Origin of the sequence: Segatella bryantii (assembly GCF_022024215.1) — a bacterium.
Taxonomy (GTDB): Bacteria; Bacteroidota; Bacteroidia; order Bacteroidales; family Bacteroidaceae; genus Prevotella; species Prevotella bryantii.
In genome coordinates this window covers 811,688-832,204 of sequence record NZ_CP091797.1, presented here as the reverse complement: position 1 = coordinate 832,204, position 20,517 = coordinate 811,688, and the positions used below count along the sequence as shown (strand labels likewise).

Annotated in this window: 13 protein-coding genes; 6 read left to right on the top strand and 7 right to left on the bottom strand. The window is 49.4% G+C overall.

Annotation, left to right across the window (positions count from 1 at the left end; genetic code table 11):
• The first annotated feature begins 4 nt into the window (after positions 1-4).
• A complete protein-coding gene (locus tag L6471_RS03155; RefSeq protein ID WP_237796811.1) occupies positions 5-9,742 on the top strand; it encodes a LamG domain-containing protein in 9,738 nt (3,245 codons plus the stop codon).
• Between the two features lie 91 nt (positions 9,743-9,833).
• Complete coding sequence (locus L6471_RS03150; protein ID WP_094447892.1) at positions 9,834-10,559, top strand: TraX family protein; 726 nt, start codon at positions 9,834-9,836, stop codon at positions 10,557-10,559.
• Here the strand turns inward: L6471_RS03150 and L6471_RS03145 are convergent.
• The 7 genes from L6471_RS03145 to L6471_RS03120 form a co-directional block, all read right to left on the bottom strand.
• Positions 10,508-11,125: a hypothetical protein gene (locus L6471_RS03145; RefSeq protein ID WP_237796810.1), complete on the bottom strand. Its 618-nt coding sequence runs from the start codon at positions 11,123-11,125 to the stop codon at positions 10,508-10,510. The genes L6471_RS03150 and L6471_RS03145 overlap by 52 nt on opposite strands.
• 426 nt (positions 11,126-11,551) lie before the next feature.
• Entirely contained in the window at positions 11,552-12,637 is a 1,086-nt protein-coding gene (locus L6471_RS03140; protein WP_237796809.1) for an ImmA/IrrE family metallo-endopeptidase, read from the bottom strand.
• A gap of 19 nt (positions 12,638-12,656) precedes the next feature.
• On the bottom strand, positions 12,657-12,995 hold the full coding sequence (locus tag L6471_RS03135; RefSeq protein ID WP_237796808.1) for a type II toxin-antitoxin system RelE/ParE family toxin: 339 nt from the start codon (positions 12,993-12,995) through the stop codon (positions 12,657-12,659).
• A gap of 167 nt (positions 12,996-13,162) precedes the next feature.
• Positions 13,163-15,541, bottom strand: coding sequence for a glycoside hydrolase family 31 protein (locus L6471_RS03130; protein ID WP_237796807.1), 2,379 nt, complete (start codon positions 15,539-15,541; stop codon positions 13,163-13,165).
• A gap of 823 nt (positions 15,542-16,364) precedes the next feature.
• Positions 16,365-16,523, bottom strand: coding sequence for a PepSY-associated TM helix domain-containing protein (locus L6471_RS14230; RefSeq protein ID WP_144263787.1), 159 nt, complete (start codon positions 16,521-16,523; stop codon positions 16,365-16,367).
• A gap of 104 nt (positions 16,524-16,627) precedes the next feature.
• On the bottom strand, positions 16,628-16,984 hold the full coding sequence (locus tag L6471_RS03125) for a DUF488 domain-containing protein (protein WP_006281499.1): 357 nt from the start codon (positions 16,982-16,984) through the stop codon (positions 16,628-16,630).
• A 4-nt stretch (positions 16,985-16,988) separates the two neighbouring features.
• Entirely contained in the window at positions 16,989-17,534 is a 546-nt protein-coding gene (locus L6471_RS03120) for a hemerythrin domain-containing protein (protein ID WP_074548944.1), read from the bottom strand.
• A gap of 68 nt (positions 17,535-17,602) precedes the next feature.
• Here L6471_RS03120 and L6471_RS03115 point away from each other — a divergent pair, with 68 nt between their 5' ends.
• From L6471_RS03115 to L6471_RS03100, 4 genes are all read left to right on the top strand, one after another.
• On the top strand, positions 17,603-17,839 hold the full coding sequence (locus L6471_RS03115; protein ID WP_144263786.1) for a hypothetical protein: 237 nt from the start codon (positions 17,603-17,605) through the stop codon (positions 17,837-17,839).
• Positions 17,840-18,085: 246 nt separating this feature from the next.
• The gene (locus tag L6471_RS03110; protein ID WP_094447882.1) at positions 18,086-18,979 is read left to right on the top strand and encodes a LysR substrate-binding domain-containing protein; all 894 of its coding nucleotides are present in this window, start codon (positions 18,086-18,088) and stop codon (positions 18,977-18,979) included.
• 73 nt (positions 18,980-19,052) lie between these two features.
• Positions 19,053-20,087 (top strand): YeiH family protein, encoded by a 1,035-nt coding sequence (locus L6471_RS03105; RefSeq protein ID WP_094447881.1) that lies wholly within the window; start codon positions 19,053-19,055, stop codon positions 20,085-20,087.
• A 51-nt stretch (positions 20,088-20,138) separates the two neighbouring features.
• Positions 20,139-20,468: a hypothetical protein gene (locus L6471_RS03100; RefSeq protein ID WP_179226423.1), complete on the top strand. Its 330-nt coding sequence runs from the start codon at positions 20,139-20,141 to the stop codon at positions 20,466-20,468.
• Positions 20,469-20,517: the final 49 nt, after the last annotated feature.

Here is a 20,517-nt window from a genome sequence, read left to right as displayed (position 1 = left end):
GACCATGAAGACAAAAGAACAACAAGGATTCAGGCGGTTGGGACGCAGGGCGTTCGGGCTGCAAGTGCTGATGCTCTTGCTCGTGATGCTCATCGGGGGAAGCCCGACGACGTGGGCCAACGATGACCCCGGTGGAGGAACCTACACCTTCTGGACCAACGCTGAGGGGGTAAAAGATATAAAAGAATATTTCAAGACCACCGAGACCTTTAGCTTTGCTGACGACCGCTATTACTGGGAGTTTCAGTTCAAGGCCATGCAGCACGCCTATTTTGAGAATCACGGAAAGATATACCTGCAGACGAGCGACAACAAGTGGCACACGGTGGCCGAATGGTACAAAAGTTCCAACAGCAACAATGTCAGTTTCAGTGTCAAGGATGAGTCTTGGGGTAACATCGTCATGGTAAGCGGCTACGACTTGGCCAGTACCGGCGGCAACATGACCCTCCAGTTCAAGCCCATACAAAGGTGTTTCGACGATGGTGTGAAGCGCATCAGGATGGAATACGACATATGGGAGTGGATAAACTATATCCATGAGAATGTACCTCAGGGTGACATCCGATATGAGAAGGACCTCAACATGGCGTTTGCCGACAACGAACCCATACCCGACCTGGAGGTGGACTGGAGCGATGACTACTGCATCAGTCTCAAGGCCAGGAACGTATATGACAAGCGCAACCAGAACAACAATGTCAAGCAGTATTACACAACATACAGGGAAGTTAGTGGCGACAAAGTCAATGACGGCAGATACATCAACGAAACAATGAATGTATCTGACTTCACTGTGACTGGCGAACACGGAGGGATGATAGATGTTGAAAGAAACGCTGTTGCAAGGTGGCACCACCTGATATGTGGCGCATACTTCCATCCGATGGGCATTCGCTTTACCCCCACCATCGAATATGCACCGTATGGGAATACCAACAACCTGAGCAACACGCCTGTCACACTCACCCGGCCGACGAAAGAGATTATCATTGACCCTTTCACCTGCGCAAAGAGCCTCAATGTGGACTTTGACAAATGGACCAGGAAGAACACCATTCGCTGGACACGCTACGAGGAGCAAAGCGGCAGGGGCGTGAAATGCATGGTGACACGCCCTTGCCGCACGGACGGCAAGTGGTACGTCATCCGCTATGAGGATGGTCAGGCAGCAGACACCTACACCCTCATTGCCGAGATGAACGGCGATGCCACCGACCTCAAGGTGGAGGACAGCGACATCGACTACGATAAACGCTACAACTATCGCGTCATCTTCCTGCCCGTCGTGCTGGCAGACAAATACGACAAGGACCATCTGACCAGTGGCGTGCTGGCAAACCCCGAAAGGCTACTGACGAACTTCTGGATAGAGCAGCAGGTGAGCACACAGCTTGAGATGCCCATCAAGCTGACACAGGACCGCAGTTACGACGGAGCCGTGCGCCTGAAGTGGGAATACTGCGCTGCCCCCACGGGCGAGAACTGGACGATTGAATACCGTCCGGCAGAGACAGGCAGTGCCTGGCGCGTGCTCGACAGCAGCATGATGGTCGATACGGAGGCATCGGAGGCCAGCTTCGATGCCGAAGGGTCGGTGTGCGACATGATGGACTATCGTGTAAAAACCACCTATATGAACCGCGACTTCTACTCTAACGTCTATACTGGCAACCTGCCTGCTGGCAGCTACATCAGCGAGGTGAAGGCATCGACAGGCACGGAGGAGAAGACCGTCATCGTGAAGTGGAAGGTGGCGCGGGCCGATGTTACAAACGATATCTACTTCCGTGTGCTGCGCCGCGTCATTGGCGATACAGACTGGACGCTGCTCACCGACGAGATTCATGGCACGGCCACGGAATACACCTATACCGATGACCGTCCGCTGGCCGGCTCGTACTATGAATACTCCGTGCAGGCCTACGGCGCGAAGTGCGACGAGCAGATCGTGAAGACCGACGAGGTCATCGCCCCTGGTTTCTCGCAAGCCCGAGGCACCATCACTGGTCACATCTCCTACGGCTCGGGAACAGCCGTCGATGGCGTGAAGGTGAACCTCGTCAAGGCCAGTGCCGACGAGCAGACCGACCAGCCGCAGTTCCTCTCGCGCTACATCGAGGGTGCAGGCAAGGGCTTGCAGTGGACGACTGCTAACAAGGAGAAGTACGCCAACGTGCTCAGCGGTGACGGCACCTTCACCATACAGTTCTGGGCACGGCCAAAGAGCGTGGATGCCGGAGGAGCCGCCAACCAAACCATTCTGCGATTAGGCAACGGACTGGAGCTGGGCGTGAGGAGCGACGACGGCACACATTTCTATCTGAACAGAGTCATCCACTATGACAATAGGCTGAACTCGCATCACTTCAATAAGAGCCTGCCGTTCAGCACCACCGACTTTACCCACGTCACCGCCGTCTATGACCACGGCATGTTGACTTGTTATGTGGGCACCGACTCGCTGCTGTCGTACACACTCGATTGCACTCAGTATAAGGACTGGAACATTGGCAGCGATCCCACCCTCGCTGTGGGCGGCATCGAAAGCATGTACGCAGGTATGGGCCAGTTCTTCAACGGCTATATTGACGACATCCGCCTATGGAACAGAGCCCTGAGCAAAGAAGAGGTGGAAGCCAACTACACCCGTATCCTCGGCGGTACGGAGGGCGGTTTGGTGCTCTACTGGCCGCTCGACGAGGGACTCGGTGTGAAGGACTATGCCTTCGACGTGGCCCGTCAGGACGGCATCTACCAGCTGAACCATCCTGAGGTTGGACTTAATGCCACGCCGTCGGCCACCGTGCCGCAGCAGTTGGGTCTCTACGGTGTGACCGACAAGAATGGCAACTATATCATACGCGGTATTCCGTTCCAGCAAGGCGGCACCAACTACGAGATTGCCCCGCTGTACGGCGTGCATCAGTTCAATCCCGTCACACGCTCGATGTTCGTCAGCCCCACCTCGCTGACGGCTAACAACATCGACTTCGAGGATGTGTCGTCGTTCCCCATGGAGGGATACGTTTACTATGCCGGCACGAACATTCCTGCCGAGGGCATACAGTTCTATGTGGATGGTCAGCTGCTGACCACCGATGGCGAAGTTCAGCAGAGCGATGCACAAGGCCGCTACAGAATCTCCGTTCCTATAGGCGAGCATTTTGTCGAAGCCAAGCTGGGCAATCACAAGATGGTCAATCAGGGCCGCTTCCCTATCAAAGGTAAGCGTAACTTCAATGCCCCTGTGACCTATAATTTTTCCGATTCCACACTCGTGAACTTTGTAGGGCGCGTCAGTGGCGGCGAACGTAACGACACACTGGCCGTGGGCTTCGGAGCGTCGAAGAACAACATTGGCACGGCCACCATCACGTTGAAACTGAACAACGAATCGTTATCGTTCAACCGCGTGGAGGGCAAGCCCCAAACATCGGCTACCCAGATTCGCACGTGGGAGAGCGACACTGTGAGCATCAACAGCACGGCATGGACAGGCTTCGAAGGCGGCGACGCACGCTACATATTCATCAATACCGACCCCGCGACGGGCGAGTTCTCGGCCAAGTTGCCACCGCTGAAGTACATCGTGAAGAACATCGAGATACCTAAGAACCCCGACATAGAGTTCAATATCCTGCCAGAGATAGACTTGAGCAACGTGCTGAAGGAGCAGATCGACTCGTTGTGGCAGGTGGATGAACGGGGCGACTCCGTGCTAAACAAGTATAAGTACCACACCAAACTTGTGCAAACCTACTTTGCCACACCTCAGGTGGACATCAGCCAGCCCAAGAGTGGCAAGGACGTCTTCGGCATACAGGAATACAAGGGTGAGGACGAACTGGGCAAGTTTACCGTCAGCGACCTGTGGACACGCACGGATGAAGGTGCCGTCAGCTACAAGTACGGTTATCCTATCTATAAGATGGGCGATGAATATCACACAGAACTCTACGGCTATGAGGTCTATACGAACTACGACAACGGAGAGGCTGCCAACGACACCATCCCCCTCGCCGGCCAGGTTATTACTGTGGCCAACGAGATGTCGAGCGACCAGACCATCGTGGCCGTGCTTCCGCCCGGTGAAACCGAATACCGGTTGGGCCAGGTGTACGACCTGAAGAAGAACCAATTGATGCTTGACTCACTGGGACGCTACGCCTTCAAGTGGAATGCCGGAGCACCCAACGTCGTCAGTCCGTACACCCGTCATCTGGGCATCACGCTGGAGCGCAAAGGACGTACCTACGCCCCCAATGGCATAAATGCCATCGTCGTGGGCAGTCTTCCTATCGGCAACAACTTCGTCACCAATGGCCCCGACCAGGTGCTGATGGTGCTGCGCGACCCGCCAGGCGCTAAGTCGAAGACCGTGTGGAAGACTGGCTCGACCAAGACGAAGGTGAGAAGTTCCACCAGCGGAGGCTATGGCAGCGAGAAGATAATGTATGAGGCAAACTTAGGTGCGAAGGTGAGATTCATGTCGGGCTTCGGACTCTACTACGAGACCACAGACCTTGACAATACCTCTGATATAGGCGGTGGCATTCACTATACGTGGAACAAGAACTCATCGACCGAAAAGACGTGGACGCTGACCGCTACCGAGCAGGTATCCACCGGTGCCACTAAGGACTATTGCGGATCGAATGGCGATGTCTTCATAGGCTACAGCACCAACCTGCTCATGGGCAAATGCCGCAAGGTGGGATTCTTCCGCGACAACGAGACGGCGCCCTTCGAACTGAAAGACGATGTGGCTACCAGCCTGGGCGACAGCGTGACAACAAAGTTCATGTACTCCACCTACGAGATTGAAGAGGTGATGATTCCGAAGTGGCGGGAGACACGCAATGGCTACCTCACGCAGCACTTCGATACTGAGGCCGAAGCCCGCGCTTTCGTGAATAACACGAGCGAGGTGCTCTATGCCACATGGGTCAAGGAGGATGATACAAGCTACGGACAGGAGGGCACCTACGTGCAGGTGACACCCGCCGCATGGGAGAGCCTCACAGATTTTGTGGCCGAAGACAAGGTGGCCTGGTGCAACAATCAGATAGAAAGCTGGCAAAAGGTCCTCTACAACAACGAATACGACAAGGTGACGGCTATTGAGAATCGCGACAAATACTGGCAGCGCAACATCTCGTTCGATGGTGGATCGGGCTACTCCTACACAGCCCGCAATGATACGACCAAAGTGGTGAAACACAACTATTCGCACAATCTGGGAGGTATCGTAAAGGGTGGTTTCTCAACGAAAAACACGGCCGCTTCCATACAGTTCAAGACGAAGATGTCAGTCGACACAGAGAACGGTTGGGCTTACTCCACCACTGAGAGCGACTACGACGAGAATACGAAGGACTATGCCGAGTTCGACTACACCTTTGATGACGGCAACAAGGGCACCGACTTCTCAGTGGATATCTACAAGTCGCCTACGGGCTGGAGCGACATCTTCAGTATCTTCGGCGGACAAAGCTACAATCCCTATCAGAAGGAAGAGAAGACCCAGTACTACGAGCCGGGACAGCACATTCTCTCCAACGGAACGGAACAGATGGAGAATCCCGACATACAAATCAGCACTGACGGCGGCATCGCTGTCAAGAGTGCCGTACTGACCGACATACCCGCCGGACAGACAGGGCAGTTTACCCTGCATCTGTCGAACATCAGTACCACCACACAGGGCTTCGACTTTACCTATAATCTGTCGGTTGCGGAAGGCACCAACCAGCATGGACTGGAGATACTGATGGACGGTGTGCCTGCCAATGGACGAGGCATATTCATCCCCGCCGGCGAGACGGTGAAGAAGGTAATCACCGTTCGACAGACTGACCAGAGCGTGCTCGACTATGAGAACATCGAACTGTGGTTCTCGTCAGCATATCAGGCCATCAAGATTCACGATATCGCTAAGTTGAGCGTACATTTCAAGCCCTCGTCATCGCCCGTGGAACTGGCAATCACCGAGCCGGTGGTGAATTGCCAGACGGACAGTGCCCGTCTGGAGATGAAGGTGAAGGGCTTCAACCGCCAGTTCAAGAACCTGAAGAACGTGGGCGTGCAGTACCGTTTCCAGGGCAACACGCAGTGGACGGCCCTGCATACGTGGGTGACCAACAAGGCCGACTCGCTCAATGCCAACTACAACCTGCTGCCTGCCACGGGCGACCTGCCGCTGGAACTTAAAATGATTAGCGACCAGAGCTACCCCGAGGGCAACTACGAGTTCCGCGCCTTCACCACCACACCCTACGGCAACGAACAGGTGCAGGTCTATAGCGACGTCATCAACGTCGTCAAGGACATCACCCGACCCATCAACATCTTCACACCTACACCTGCTAACGGCATCTTGGGCTACGGCGACCAGCTGGTCATCGAGTTCAACGAGGACATCGTGCCGGGCTACGTGAGCGACAACAATGTCATCGTCACCGCCAAGCTCAACGACACGCAGGTGGACCATGAGGTGGCACTGCAGCTGATGCCTTTCGGCGAAGCACCGCGCACGGTGAACCCCGTGTTCCTGCAGGGCGACTTCTCCATCGACTTCTGGCTCTACCGCCGTGACAGCGGCACGCTCTTGTCCTTAGGCAAGACAAATTCGAGATTTGCACTCAACGTCCGCGACGACGGCTACGTGGTGGCTACCGTGGGCGGGACACAGCATGTGAGCGACCGCCCCATGCCCAAGGACGAGTGGACCTTCGTGGCACTGAGTTACAAGGCCAGTACCATGACCTTCGACATGGAGGCGTCGGCAGACCAGGCCGGTAACGTGATGCTGTTCGAGGACCGCCCCGTGGAGCTGAAGGACCTGGAGGCCTTCAGCTATACCGATGACTATCACCTCTACCTCGGCGGCATCGACGCCGACATCCACTCGCTGAGCCTCTACAATATCTATCGCGACGTTCACAAGGCCACCGCCACCAAGGATCAAGCCAAGGACAGCTACGTCTATGGACTGGCCAACTACTGGCCATTTGACGAGGGCCACGGCTTCACGGCCGCCGACAAGCGCCACACCCACGACTTCTCCGTTCCCGACCGCTGGCTCTTGGAGAACGTGAACTACGGCCTGCGCATGGACGACAACGAGGGTGCGAAGATCGACATCACACAAATCACCACCAGGCCCGGCGACAGCTATGCCATAGAGTTGTGGCATCGAATCAGCGACTATGACGGCAAGGATGTGGTATTCGAGACGACCACGCCCAACCAAGGCAAAGACCAGCAGCAGCACAACAAACTGAAGCTGCACTACGACGGGAAGAAGAACCTGATTCTCAACTACGACAAGGATTCCATCATGGTGGCCAGTGCCGAGGACTTCCCCGAAGTCATGGACTGGCGTCATCTGGCACTCAACGTGGTGCGCGGCCAGGCAGCCAGCTTCTATCTCAACGGCCAGCGCACAGCCGTCATCGCCGAGACCGATGTGCCGCCATTGGAAGGCTCCGTGCTCGTCGTGGGCAAGGATGCCAAGGATTCCTGGGTCGATGAACTGCGCATCTGGCACGCCTCGCTCAGCGAGAGCCGTCTGCAGCAGAACATGTACAACACCATCGACACCGCCGACATCTACAGTCGCGGCCTTGTGGCCTACTATCCCTTCGAGAAGACGGGCAAAGACAATGGTGTCTCCACGAAGGTGCAGACCTTGGAGAACATGGCTCATCCCAGTGCGCTCAGCGGTTTACCCGCCGTGATAGACACCACCCTCGCCACCTTCTCGCGCTTCGCACCGCCCCTGAAGAACGCTCCCGACGAAACACCCATTAACACCACACCCGTCGCCTCGGAGCGCAAGCTCATCATCAACCTCACTGGAGAGAATAGCCGGCTGCGCCGTATCGAGGGCACCACGCTCAACATCACCGTGGACCAGATCCGCGACCTGCACGGCAACACCTCGCTGCCCATCCGCTGGACGGCCTACGTGCAGCAGAACACGCTGACGTGGATGAAGGACTCGGTGAACATCATCAAGAAGTACGGCGACGACTATACCTTCGACGTGGACATCGAGAACAAGAGTGGCAGCACCGAGCTATATACCTTATATAATATGCCGCAGTGGCTCTCGCTCGTCGACAGCGAACGCACGGACGACGTGAGTCCGCTGAAGACGAAGACGCTGCGCTTCGAGGTGAACCCGCTGGTGCCCGTGGGCAACTACGACGTGGTCATCGGTCTGTTGGGCAACAACGGCATTCTGGAACCGCTGCGCATCGTGATGAAGGTACGCGGCGAGAAACCGCAGTGGGCCGTTGACCCGACGAAGTACGACCACAACATGTCGATTATCGGACAGGTGTATATCGGTGGCATCCTGATGGAGAACCCGGAGAGCATGGTGGCCGCCTTCATCGGCAATGAGTGCCGAGGCGTGGCATCGCCCGAGAAGGTGCGCGGCGCGGCCTACGTGACGATGAACGTCTATGGCACCGACAACAAGCGGTACGACATGGGCAAGGAAGTGAGCTTCCGCATCTGGGATGCATCGAAGGGCGTGGCCTACACCGACGCCAATATCGCCGTGACGGTGAAGACCGCTGCCATGAAGGACTCCACCGTGACCACCGTCATCTTCGGCCAGGATAAGATACTGGGTGACTTCGACACGCCCGCCATCTGGACGAAGAGCGAGAACGTGGAGCAGCTCATCCCCATCCACCAGAACTGGAACTGGATAGCTTTCGGCGTGGAGCCGCAGAGCACCTACCTCGACCATGTGTTCGGCGCATACGCGGAGTGGAGCATGCTGCTCAAGAGCCGTGATAATTGGAACGACTACAACGGTGCCCAGTGGGGCGGCGGCACGCTCAAGAGTGCGAAGGCCAACGAGATGTACAAGCTGAAGATAGACCGCCTGCCAACCACGAAGCAGGATGAGCCTAACAGCCTGCTCGCCGTGTCGGGCCGACAGCTGAAGGAGGACAAGGAGAGGGCCGTCACGCTGGCGAAGGGCTGGAACTGGATAGCCTACACACCGCTGACGACGATGACCGTGGATGAAGCGCTGGCTGCCGCCAATCCGCAGAAGGGCGACATCGTGAAGTCGCAGACGGGCGTGGCCATCTACAGCGAATACGGCTGGGAAGGCAGTCTGAAGGCCTTGGAGAGTGGACGCGGCTACCTGTACTACAGCAACGCCAACGACACAAAGTCGTTCCTCTATCCGACGGAAACGGCAGCATCGGCTGCAAGGGTAAATACCCGCATGGCAGCATCACGGGGTGCAACCGAAGACCTGCGCATCTTCAATCCCGTGCCCCTGGGCCTCTATCCGAGCAACATGACGATGGCCATTCAGCTGCGTGACGGAGACGCTGTGGTTGACACCGCCGAGGTGGCCGCCTTCATCGGTGACGAGTGCCGCGGTGCAACACGCGCCAGCGACAACGCCCTCTACTACCTTGTCATCAGTGGCGACGGAGCCGGACAGTCCATGGTGCTGCGCACCTGCATCGACGGCAAGATCATCGACATCGACAACACGCAGACATACGTCAGCGATGCTAACATCGGCACATCGTGGGAGCCTTACGTCCTAGACCTGAGCAGTGCGCTGTCTGGCATCAGTTCGATTGTCACAGACGACAATGACGACTCCGACTGGTGGACCCTCCAAGGCTTTAAGATAGGTCGCAAGCCCACGCAGCCTGGCGTGTATATACATCACGGACAAAAGATAACTATCAAGTAATAACTATCACGACGAGGAGACGGGGTACATCCCCGTTTCCTTTCATAAAAATGAAGAACTGGATAACATCGTAAACATTATGATTAGAGTAATGACGGAAAAAGGACTGAGCGGCAACGCACTGAAGGTCATCGCCATCGTCGCCATGACGATCGACCACCTGGCTTGGGTGGGCATTGAGACCTACGAGCAGGCAGAGACGCCGACGCAGATATTCCTGCACTGCATCGGACGGCTGACGGCACCGATGATGATATTCTTCGTGGCCGAGGGCTATCACCACACGCACGACTTCCGCCGCTACCTACGCCGTCTGCTCATGCTGGCCGTGGTGAGCCACTTCGCCTTCTGCTATTTCAACATGTCGGGCTTCAACCCGCTCGGCAACCTGCTCTTCAATGCCACGAGCATCGCCTGGCCGCTGCTCTGGGGGCTGATACTGCTGAAAGTATGGGACATGGAGCGACTTGCCCGATGGCAGAAGGTCGGTGTTACGTTGGTGGCCTGCCTGCTCACCTGCACCTCCGACTGGAGTTGTGCCGCCCCGCTGGCCATACTCATGATAGGCCGGAACCGGGGCTGCTTCCACAAGCAGATGCTCTGGATGATGGCCATCATCTCGCTCTACGCCGTCGCCTTCTTCATATTCCACAGTCCCACCTACGGCATGGTCCACCTGGCCTGCTGGCTGGCAGTACCGCTGCTGGCGATGTACAACGGCCAGCGAGGACGGCTGAAGTGGCTCGGCAAGTTCTTCTACTATTACTATCCCGCCCACATGGCGGTAATAGGCCTGCTGGCCCGTTGCTTCCAATAACCGTGAGGTACCAGAATTAATCCAATCTTTGATTTTAGGTGGATAGGCTTTTTCTTTTTTTTGATATTCTTCTTGAAAAAACATCTTTCGATACCTTTTTCTTTGATATCATTATAATAATTTAATAGAATATTGTTATTTTCCAAATTATCTTCTGCTTCTTGGTCTTCATCATTAGTTATCTTAGAAAGACCAAGATGGTTGCAAGATGCTATTTCCATTAAATATGTAAAAACCTCACGACTATGCTTATCTTTTAAGCATTGTTTTACAGTTTCTAATCCACACATCGGTAAAATTTTCCCGTTGTTGAATTTAACATGAAAATACTTTTTCCCGTTAACAAGAAAGAATGAAATGTACTCAATATTTTGAAGTAATTTACCTTTGTAAATGACCTTATGTTTTTCACCCTCGAATATTTTAGCTTGTTTTATCCATTTTACTCTATGCCATTCATAATGGTAGAATGTGGGGTTGCCATGATATCGAACAGAATAAACCTTGGTTTTTGTATTATAATTGAAGAAATCTATGGACATGGTTTTATCTTGTCCATCTACCAATATTAAATTGTTTTGAGGTTCAAAAATGAGTTAATAACTAAAAATTGGATACGAAGGTACAAAAAACTATTGATAAATTATCTTTTGCCTATTTTTAAATCAACTTTTGGGGTGATTGTTTGTTTCCAAAGAAGCCGTGTATCAACGTAAAAAGGACTATTGATACACAACTTGTTTTCATGTTATTGATGTTTTGTCGCAAAAACAAAGATAACAAAAAGGTCGGAATCCAAGCGAGGATACCGACCTTAATTTTTATGTGGATTAAAAAGTTTTAGCGGACAGCAATAATTTCTTATTAAAATCTGCTGATTTTGTTCAATTCCTTAATTTAGAATTATAAGTCTAGATGAGTTTTTTTATCTGCTCATTATAGTAAAAAAGGCAGGAAATCAAATTCCTGCCTTTGATAAAAAGCTTTACTTTCTAATTGAATAGTTCGAAACTTTCTACATGCATTGCAAATGGTAAAATTCCTAGATGCTGTAACCTTCCTACAATGATAGCAGGGTGGGTATTGAATGTTGCCGCATAATGCTTTAGGGCTGTTGATTCAAAATCGTTGCTTGCAATAATGAGATTGGTTTCCTTTTCTGTCAATAAGACATTTGATGAGAACTCATTGGCCTGTTTTTCCTTTTTCAATTGTTCTTCATTATAATCGATGTCTTCAAGAAATATGTCTTTCTTTCCATGTAGGAGAATATGTCCTATTTCATGGAAGAAAGAGAACCAAAATGTATCATATCTTTTGCTTCTTCCTGAAAGTTGAATGCATGGGATATTGTTAATCCATCTTGTTGAGCCGCTGATTGGGGCTTTTCTCAGGCACGGAGTGTAGATGAGCTTTATTCCACATTCTGCACATAAGGATTGTAGTTGCTTTGGAAAGTTATTAGGCTCCTTTCGCATAAGTTCTTTCATAGCTGATAGTTTACTTCGTAGCAAATTTTCGGAGTATTTAACTTTTATGTTGATCTCCGATGCTTGAAGTTCACCTTTTCTTAACCATGCAGAAATGGCATACGGTTCTTTTGTTGTAGCCAGGGAAATGCGAAAAGCAACTTTTAATTGCTGATTCATATAGTAATTCTCCCAAGCACTGGGTGAACTTACTCCGAAGAAGTCAAGAATGACTGCAGTTTTCTCATCTTGAACAGTTTTCTTTTCAATCCAGCCTTGATTGACCATGTCTGTATATGGAAATTTTTTAGCCCATTCCGCAAAAGATGCAATTTGCTCTCGACGCTTTGATCGAGCAAGGCATTCGTCATATATGCGTTGCCTATTCATCCAGAAATTAGCAGGAATTTTTGTGACGCTTTCGAAAGTTACAGCCATTTCTGGGGTAATAGAACTGATGCCTTTAATAATGGCAATTATAGTCTTCTCTGGTTTAGAAGTGCGCACTGCGAACTCCTTAACAGACATACCCATTTCTTTCATTTTCTCATTTAAGGTAGTTCCTGGGTGAGAAACATTTTCTGGGATATATAAGTTCTTTGTTGCCATATTCTTTTTGTTTTAAATGTTATTTGCCGTGGTAGTTGTCTATTTCTTCTATTTCAATACTATCAATCTCTATCCAAATATACTTGCCGTTAGAATCCGTTGGAATAGGATGTGCCGTTGGAGTGAAAATTAGTCTGTAAGGCTGATCCAGGTCGCATGCCCATTGGCCTTTTTTATTGCCAACTAGTTCGTGGTAGTGACCTGGCAAGTATCTGACCTCTTCCAAAGTGCTGGCTGTGTAGAGATCATCTAGTCTCTGCTTATACAAACGAGCTCTTAATGGGCCGAGTTTCTTGATACGTTTTTTTTCGTCCGAGGCATAGTCTTCAAGCTTTTTTGTACCAAATGATATTTTCACTCTTCTCAAATTTTTTGCAAAGGTACAAATATTTTTTTTTGATTTACATAATCTGTAAATCAAAAAAATACTATATAACTATTTTTATAAAATTTAACGCTAGCTATTGTTGTGGAAATGCCAAAAGCTGCTTCTGATCTTGACGTTTTCGATAGCTGTAGATCTTTCTATTTTACATTAATCCCCTTACCTGTGTAAGTAACGGTCTTTTCTATTCCACCAATCACCTTCACGCGGAAAGTGCGTGTCTGTAGCATGCCTGGGAAGGTTCCTTTGCGCTTGCCGATGGTGAGCGTCTTCGTTTTGTCGTTCCAAGTGAGTGGTATGGTAGAGTAGATACCCTTCTCGTAGTTGTAGTTGTCGCCCTCGTCTTCATAAAGAGTGAAAGAGGCATCAGCACCAGGATAAACCACGATGTCAAGATTGTCATAGTGGTTCTCGTTGGCATACTGCACGTCGGGACCAAGTGGAAGGATTGAACCGGCCTTAATATAAAGTGGTGAATGACTGATAGGTGCATTGGCAGTGAGAGTCTGTCCACCATTGTAGCGTCTACCGGTCCAATAATCGTACCACATGGCGCCTGCGGGTAGATAGACGCTGAAGGTTTTGTTCGCTTTCCAGTCTACTGCAGCGTAAGTCTCGCGTTTTCCGTCTTTGCGGTCCCATCCACCCAACGGGTCGGTGCGTACAATCTTCTCTGTGGTGTAGAGTGGGTTAACGACAGGGCAGACGAGTACGTTATGGCCGAAGAGATACTGGCGGTTGTTGTTCCATGTCTGTTTGTCATCTTTGAAATCCATGAAAAGAGCTCGCATGAAAGAATCGTTGTATTTCGTTACCTGCCATGACTGACTGTAGATGTAAGGAAGAAAGCGATAGCGAAGTTTCACGGCATCTACTAAAGCATCGTAAATAGGTTCGCCAGATTTACCGAAATAGTAGAGTTCGCGATAGACGTCTGTGCCATGGCTACGCATCATCGGAGTGAAAGCGCCAAACTGCATCCAGCGAACGTAAAGTTCTTGATATTGTGGGTTGCGAGTGGCTGAGTTGAAGCCTTGCGTATTATATGAACCGGCGAAGAACCCACCGATATCGGTGTTCACGTTAGGGTTGGCGGTGAGGGTATAGTTGAGGCAGATAGGTACTTGTTTACGAAAACTCTCCCATGAAGAGCTGATATCGCCGCTCCAGGTGTTGGCACCATAACGCTGCTGACCGGCAAAGTAAGAGCGGGTGAGGATGAATACTCGCTTATCACGGGTTGTGGCGCGTTGGTGGTCGTAAACTCCGCCCACCGTCATGAGTGGGTACGCATTGCGGACACTGCGATAAGAGCCCATGGATGTAGGCTGATCTAAGTCGCTCTCTTTGTAGCTGAGATGGTCGGGGTCGGTGGAGTCCATCCACCAAGCATCAATACCCATATTGTAAAGATTACTGAGATATTTCCAGTAGATATCACGTGCCTCACTGCTGTAGGCATCGTAACAACGTACACCACTTGGGTAGTCCATGCGTGGAGGCCATTGTGTCAGACCGCTCTGAGGCCATGTCTCGAAGTCGAGCAGGAGTCCCTTTTTCTTCATATCTCGGTAAGCCTTAGTCTCGGGTCCGAAAGAAGCCCATATAGAGATGCTCATGTGAGCTTTCTGTTTGTGTACCTCGTCAATCATCTGTTGGGCGCGATCGAAGTCTGGGTTGATAAACTCCATAGCATTCCAAGTGTAGTTGCTGCCCCAGTATTGCCAGTCTTGAATTATACCATCGAAAGGCACTTTGAGGTCGCGATACTTGTGTACTACATCCAGCAGCTCCTGTTGGGTCTTGTAGCGTTCTCTACTCTGATGGAAACCGTATGTCCACAGAGGGAGCATAGGTACTTCTCCAGAAAGGTGTCGCATCTCAGCAATTACTCCATCGGCATTGCCACCATAGATAAAGTAATAGTCGGCGAGTTTGCCCACTTCTGATTCCAAAACGACATGACCTGCTTCTCCTTCGGCTGGGGTAATCAACTGGGTAGGTGAATAATTATCCCAAAAGATACCATAGCCTTTGATGCTCTGATAAAAATGGGCAAAGTCTTCCAAGTTGCTTTGTATCATGCGTCGATTCTCGCCGCGCTGACTCATCTTGCCGTTTTGTAAAAGGCCAACTCCGTAAATACTTTCGTCTGCATCGACAGCGAAAGTTTGTTTTACCTTAAACGAACCGCGGTCGAGGTTCGTGGTTATAGGGGTGAATGTGGTTTCTCCTTCGCTGGTGAGAATATTGCCTTTGTTGTCGGCAAAGGTTACCTTGCCATCTTGCACTGTAACTTTGAGAGCTGATGATTGATACACGGTGGCGGTTCCTTTCTTGGTTTGGGTTACTTTCACCGGTTTAGGTTGTGCGATGACTACGAGTGATTTCTTTTCCTCTTTTACACCATTGTCCTTGATGATGCGGACAGTGTTAGGGGTGTAAAATACGACTTTCTGTGCCCAGCTAGCGGTGGCCAGCAAAGGGTAGAGAACTAAGAGTAATGTCTTTTTCTTCATATGGTTATATTCTTGTTAAGGTTGAATGATTCAGTTTAATTCCATTCCTGTATAAATTCTCACTTATAACCTTGCAAAGGTACTTATTTTTATCAAAAGTAAAGTATTTATTTGATATTTCGTGCATAATAGGTTAAGCATTTTATGAACTCTTTCCTTTACTAAACTTGATAAGTAATCGAAAATAACTAATTTTAGACACATATTATTCGTTGTGCCAACCTTGCTATCCTGCAGATTGAAAAGAAAAAATCAAAAAAAAGGCCTCTTCTCAACCTACTCATCTAGAAGAAAAAATGGAGCTTTTATAGAAGAGAATCTTTACAGATGTATCCCTTTTTTTTAGTCGTGCTCTAAAACCCAAGCTCCTAACCTCCATTAGCTATGGGTTTACCTCGTTAACTCTATGGTCTTATCGAATAAACTCTTAGGTTTTGACCCCTAGAACCTTGGGTTTTGGAGCATTAAGAATGTAAAGAAAATACAAGTCACTGATTGATAGGTGTTTATAAAGGCAGTCATAATTCCCGTATTTCACTCCCTACTTACGATTCGTGGATAATATGCGAATCTCACGTCACCTTTTGTAAAATAAAATTAAACCTAATTTTGAGGAAGGTTGATGGTGTGGCAGAAATACGGATAGCCATCGTCGATATCGAGAGCCTGTTCTATGATACAGTTAGGGTCTTCCTGCCAATATTTTTTGAGTGTTTTTCCGGGTCACCTGCATAACCGCGTGGATTCCTTTACCATATATCAATACGCTATTATCAGCGTATGGTAGTGTACCTCGAAGCAAACCGTTGTTCCAGTGCTGATACTAAAACTGTTCTGGTACCCAACTTCTAGGTACATTTACATTGCCAAATGCCTTGCGATGGTTCAGTATGATGCCTGATATACAAAATAGAAGTATGAATAGGCATACAACTATGCCTATCCATTTATGTTGTTTTCGGAAAAATATTTTTGCTTTCATATGTATTTAAATATTTATTTATAAATATAATACATCCTATTCTATTGTACTGAGGTGAGTTTAGTTTGTTGCAATCTGCAACAATGTCGATGAAGTTGGAAGTCCTATCTCAATATCCAGTCACGAAGGATGATAGCGTGGTTGCATGTCTTGGAACGTGCGCCATAAACTAGAGTTATATCTGTATTGTGTAATAGCTCAATACACCGATAGGCAAAAGCCTTGACTGTAGGATTGTTTGCCAGTTCTTCTTCATATCGAGTTTTAAACTCTTCGAAATTTTCTTCCTTATGCCCAAACCATATTCTAAGTGTTGGAGTAGGGGCAACCTCTTTAGCCCACTCGTCTAAATGAGCAGTATTCTTACTGATACCACGAGGCCACAAACGGTCTATCAGTATTCGATAGCCGTCTGTCTTTTCTACCTGCTCATAGATTCGTTTTATCTTCAGTTCATGCATTTATTCATTCTATTGTTGTTATTCCCTCTGCAGCAATGGCACGAGGAAAAAGTATTTCGTCTTCCAGTTTAATGTGTTCTCCAAGCCATGCTACAAAAGCTGTCAATTTGTTGGTAAGCATTATGCATGGCTCTGATGATGCAAACGGTTCTAGTTGCTGGTTCATAATGCCTAGTATACGATCATAACGCTCCAGTTCTCCACTGTGTTCCGTCATCATTACGCGGATGGGATATTGTACTGATCCGCAATGAAATGCCTGTGGTTCACTTCCGCTGTCTATAGTTGTCTGGAGTTTACAAATGTATGGAAAAAGTATGCTCTCTTCCTTCTGGAAATGGTTTGATAGGTCGTTGAAACTCTCACTCAAAAGAGTTACCACATGCTGCATATCTACGGTACCATCTAAATTTTTCAACATATCTGCTTCACGTCGCATTGCATCTACATACATCACGCATCCCTCGTGGTAATTGTTTATAATGTAGTTTACCAACTTGTTCATAGGCCATTCTTGAGCTTCATTGATTACTTGTTTAAATTCTGTCATCTTTTTTCCTATTTAACTTTTTAAGATGGCGCAAAAGTAATTTTTATGTATTTATTGGATGGTAACATATGTTACGTTTTGAACGATTTAACACTTTTTATATTTTTAATTTGCATCTCGATGCTCGATGGGGCTGCCACAACAGTCAGCGTTATGGAGGCATCTTCAGCATGTATCGTAACCACTGGTCTAATACGCTCTCTACCAATTTCAGTGATATGGATAACTACAAGGTGAACAGCAATGCGAATCCTGTTACTAAAGTTTCCCACTTCCCATTTTATGGGCTTTTCCCAATGACGTAATCTCGTTAATTGCAGATAATCAATGATTTAACATTTTGCAAACATAAGTTAACGTGAGTTCGATGAATTATAAGTGCTTATAAATTTGGTGATTAGCGAAATTTGTTGTAACTTTATAGTGTTGAAATACAAAGAAATACAGACAAACCACAAAAAATTACTGTAGGAGACGATAATAACAGAAAAGTTTACCTCTATCACTGGAATAATGTTTACCTTTGCCACAGAAACCAAACCCGTTGAGACATGATAGATATACGTCTAAAAGTATTCCTAAGCGCGGCGATGAACCTTAGCTTCACTAAGGCCTCACAGGAGCTCTTCATCAGTCAGCCCGCCATCAGTAAGCATATCCAGGAGCTGGAGCGGGAGTATAACTGCCGGCTCTTCGACCGACTGGGTAACCGCATACAGCTCACCCATGCCGGTCAGCTACTCCTTGATCACGCAAGAAAAATACAGCAGGACTATCAGCAGATGGACTACGACATGAACTCCCTACAAGAGAAGGTAGCCGGCGAACTGCGCGTTGGGGCCAGCACCACGATATCGCAGTATGTCTTGCCGGGCATCATCGCCGACTTCCACAAGCGTTTTCCCGATATTCGCATCACAATGCTCAGCGGCAACAGTCGGGAGGTGGAGACTGCCCTACGCGAGGGGCGCATCGACTTAGGCATGGTTGAGGGTATTGTCAGACGGCCTGAGCTGAAATACCATCCGTTTATGGACGACGAGCTTGTGCCCATTGTCAGGACTGGCGGACGTTTGGCTAAGTACGACACCATCACAATGGAGCGACTTAGGACAGTACCGCTCGTACTGCGCGAGTTCGGTTCGGGCTCCCTAGATGTGTTACAGAAAGCACTTGAGACAAAGCACATTGCACTCACCGATCTGAATATAGAAATGAACCTTGGTACTACCGAGGGCATCAAGCACTACGTGGAGCATACCGATGCGATGGGCATTGTCAGCATACAGGCGGTGCGCGACCAGATATATGCCAACATTTTCAAGATTGTGGACATTGAACATCTGAAATTTGAACGCCAGTTCTGCTTCGTTGAGAAACAGGGAGCCTCACCAAAGTTGCAGTCGAAATTCAAGCACTTCATAACTTCAAGTTATAAGTCATAGTTATTCTGTATAATTGTCAGCGGCTTTTTCTTCTTACCTTTGCAGGCGGAAAATTCATAAAGTAAGAAGAAAAATGAGATTATCAGAACAACGTAGCAGTATGCTTCACGGCGTGCTGCTGATGGCACTCTTCTCGTGTGCCGCTTTCTATGTTGGCGACATGAACTGGGTCAAGGCTCTGTCGCTGAGTCCAATGGTCGTGGGTATTGTCTTGGGCATGCTCTATGCCAACAGTCTGCGCAACAACCTGCCTGACACGTGGGTACCGGGTATCAGCTTTTGTAGTAAGCGTATACTGCGATTAGGTATCATCCTCTACGGTTTCAAGCTTAGCTTTCAGGATGTCATGCAGGTGGGAATCCCTGCCATCGTCATTGATGCCATCGTCGTTGGGGTAACCATCGGCCTCGGTATCATCATCGGCAAACTGCTGAAGATGGACCGTAGCATCGCCCTGCTCACATCGTGTGGCAGTGCCATCTGTGGTGCTGCGGCGGTGATGGGTGTCGACGGCGCCATACGTCCGAAACCGTATAAGACCGCTGTTGCTGTGGCCACTGTTGTCATCTTCGGAACGCTCTCGATGTTTCTCTATCCTATATTGTACCGTTGTGGCATCTTCAATCTCTCACCCGATGAGATGGGCATCTTCACCGGCAGCACCATTCATGAGGTAGCCCACGTGGTGGGTGCGGGCAATGCCATGGGTACGGCGGTGAGCAACACGGCCATCATCGTGAAGATGATCCGCGTTATGATGCTCGTGCCCGTTCTGCTTGTCGTGGCCTTCTTCGTGGCTCGTGGCGTGCGCAGCCGTGGTGGTGGCGCGCAGAAGAGCACTATCACCATACCATGGTTTGCGCTGCTGTTTCTTGTTGTCATAGGGTTCAACTCGCTCTCCCTGCTACCCTCCAATGCTGTGTCGCTCATCAACACCTTCGACACTTTCCTGCTCACCATGGCCATGACGGCTCTCGGTGCTGAAACGAGTATCGACAAGTTCAAGAAAGCCGGATTCAAACCGTTTGTTTTAGCCGCAGTCCTCTATGGTTGGCTGATTGTCGGCGGTTATCTCATGGCCAAATATCTTTCTCCTATATTGCAATGAGGTGCTATCGTCTTCAGTTCATAAAAGTATTCATACTTAATTGATGAGGAGTTGTTCTTATCGGTAGTGGTACCGATGCCGATGCTTCAGGTAGTTCAAATCGCTTTGATGGTTGTAGGCCTCTTTTTCGAAACGGATGTTGAAGTAGGCCTTGATGCCATTGCGAAATTTGACAAGGAGGAAGAGCCACTCGACAACATACCAAAGATAGAATCCGACAAAGAACAGTTCCCGTTGGTGGGCGGTATGAATGCGCTCATGGTTAAGCTCCACGGCACTGAGCTCCTGTATGGTGAAGATAATACTGAAGAGGTTGATGGCATAGAAACCACCCTTGACGGGAAAGCGCCTGATATGTACGATCTTTGTCATAGGCAATAATGGTACTAAAGTTTCCCACTTGCATATAAATCGTACTTAAGGCCTTAAA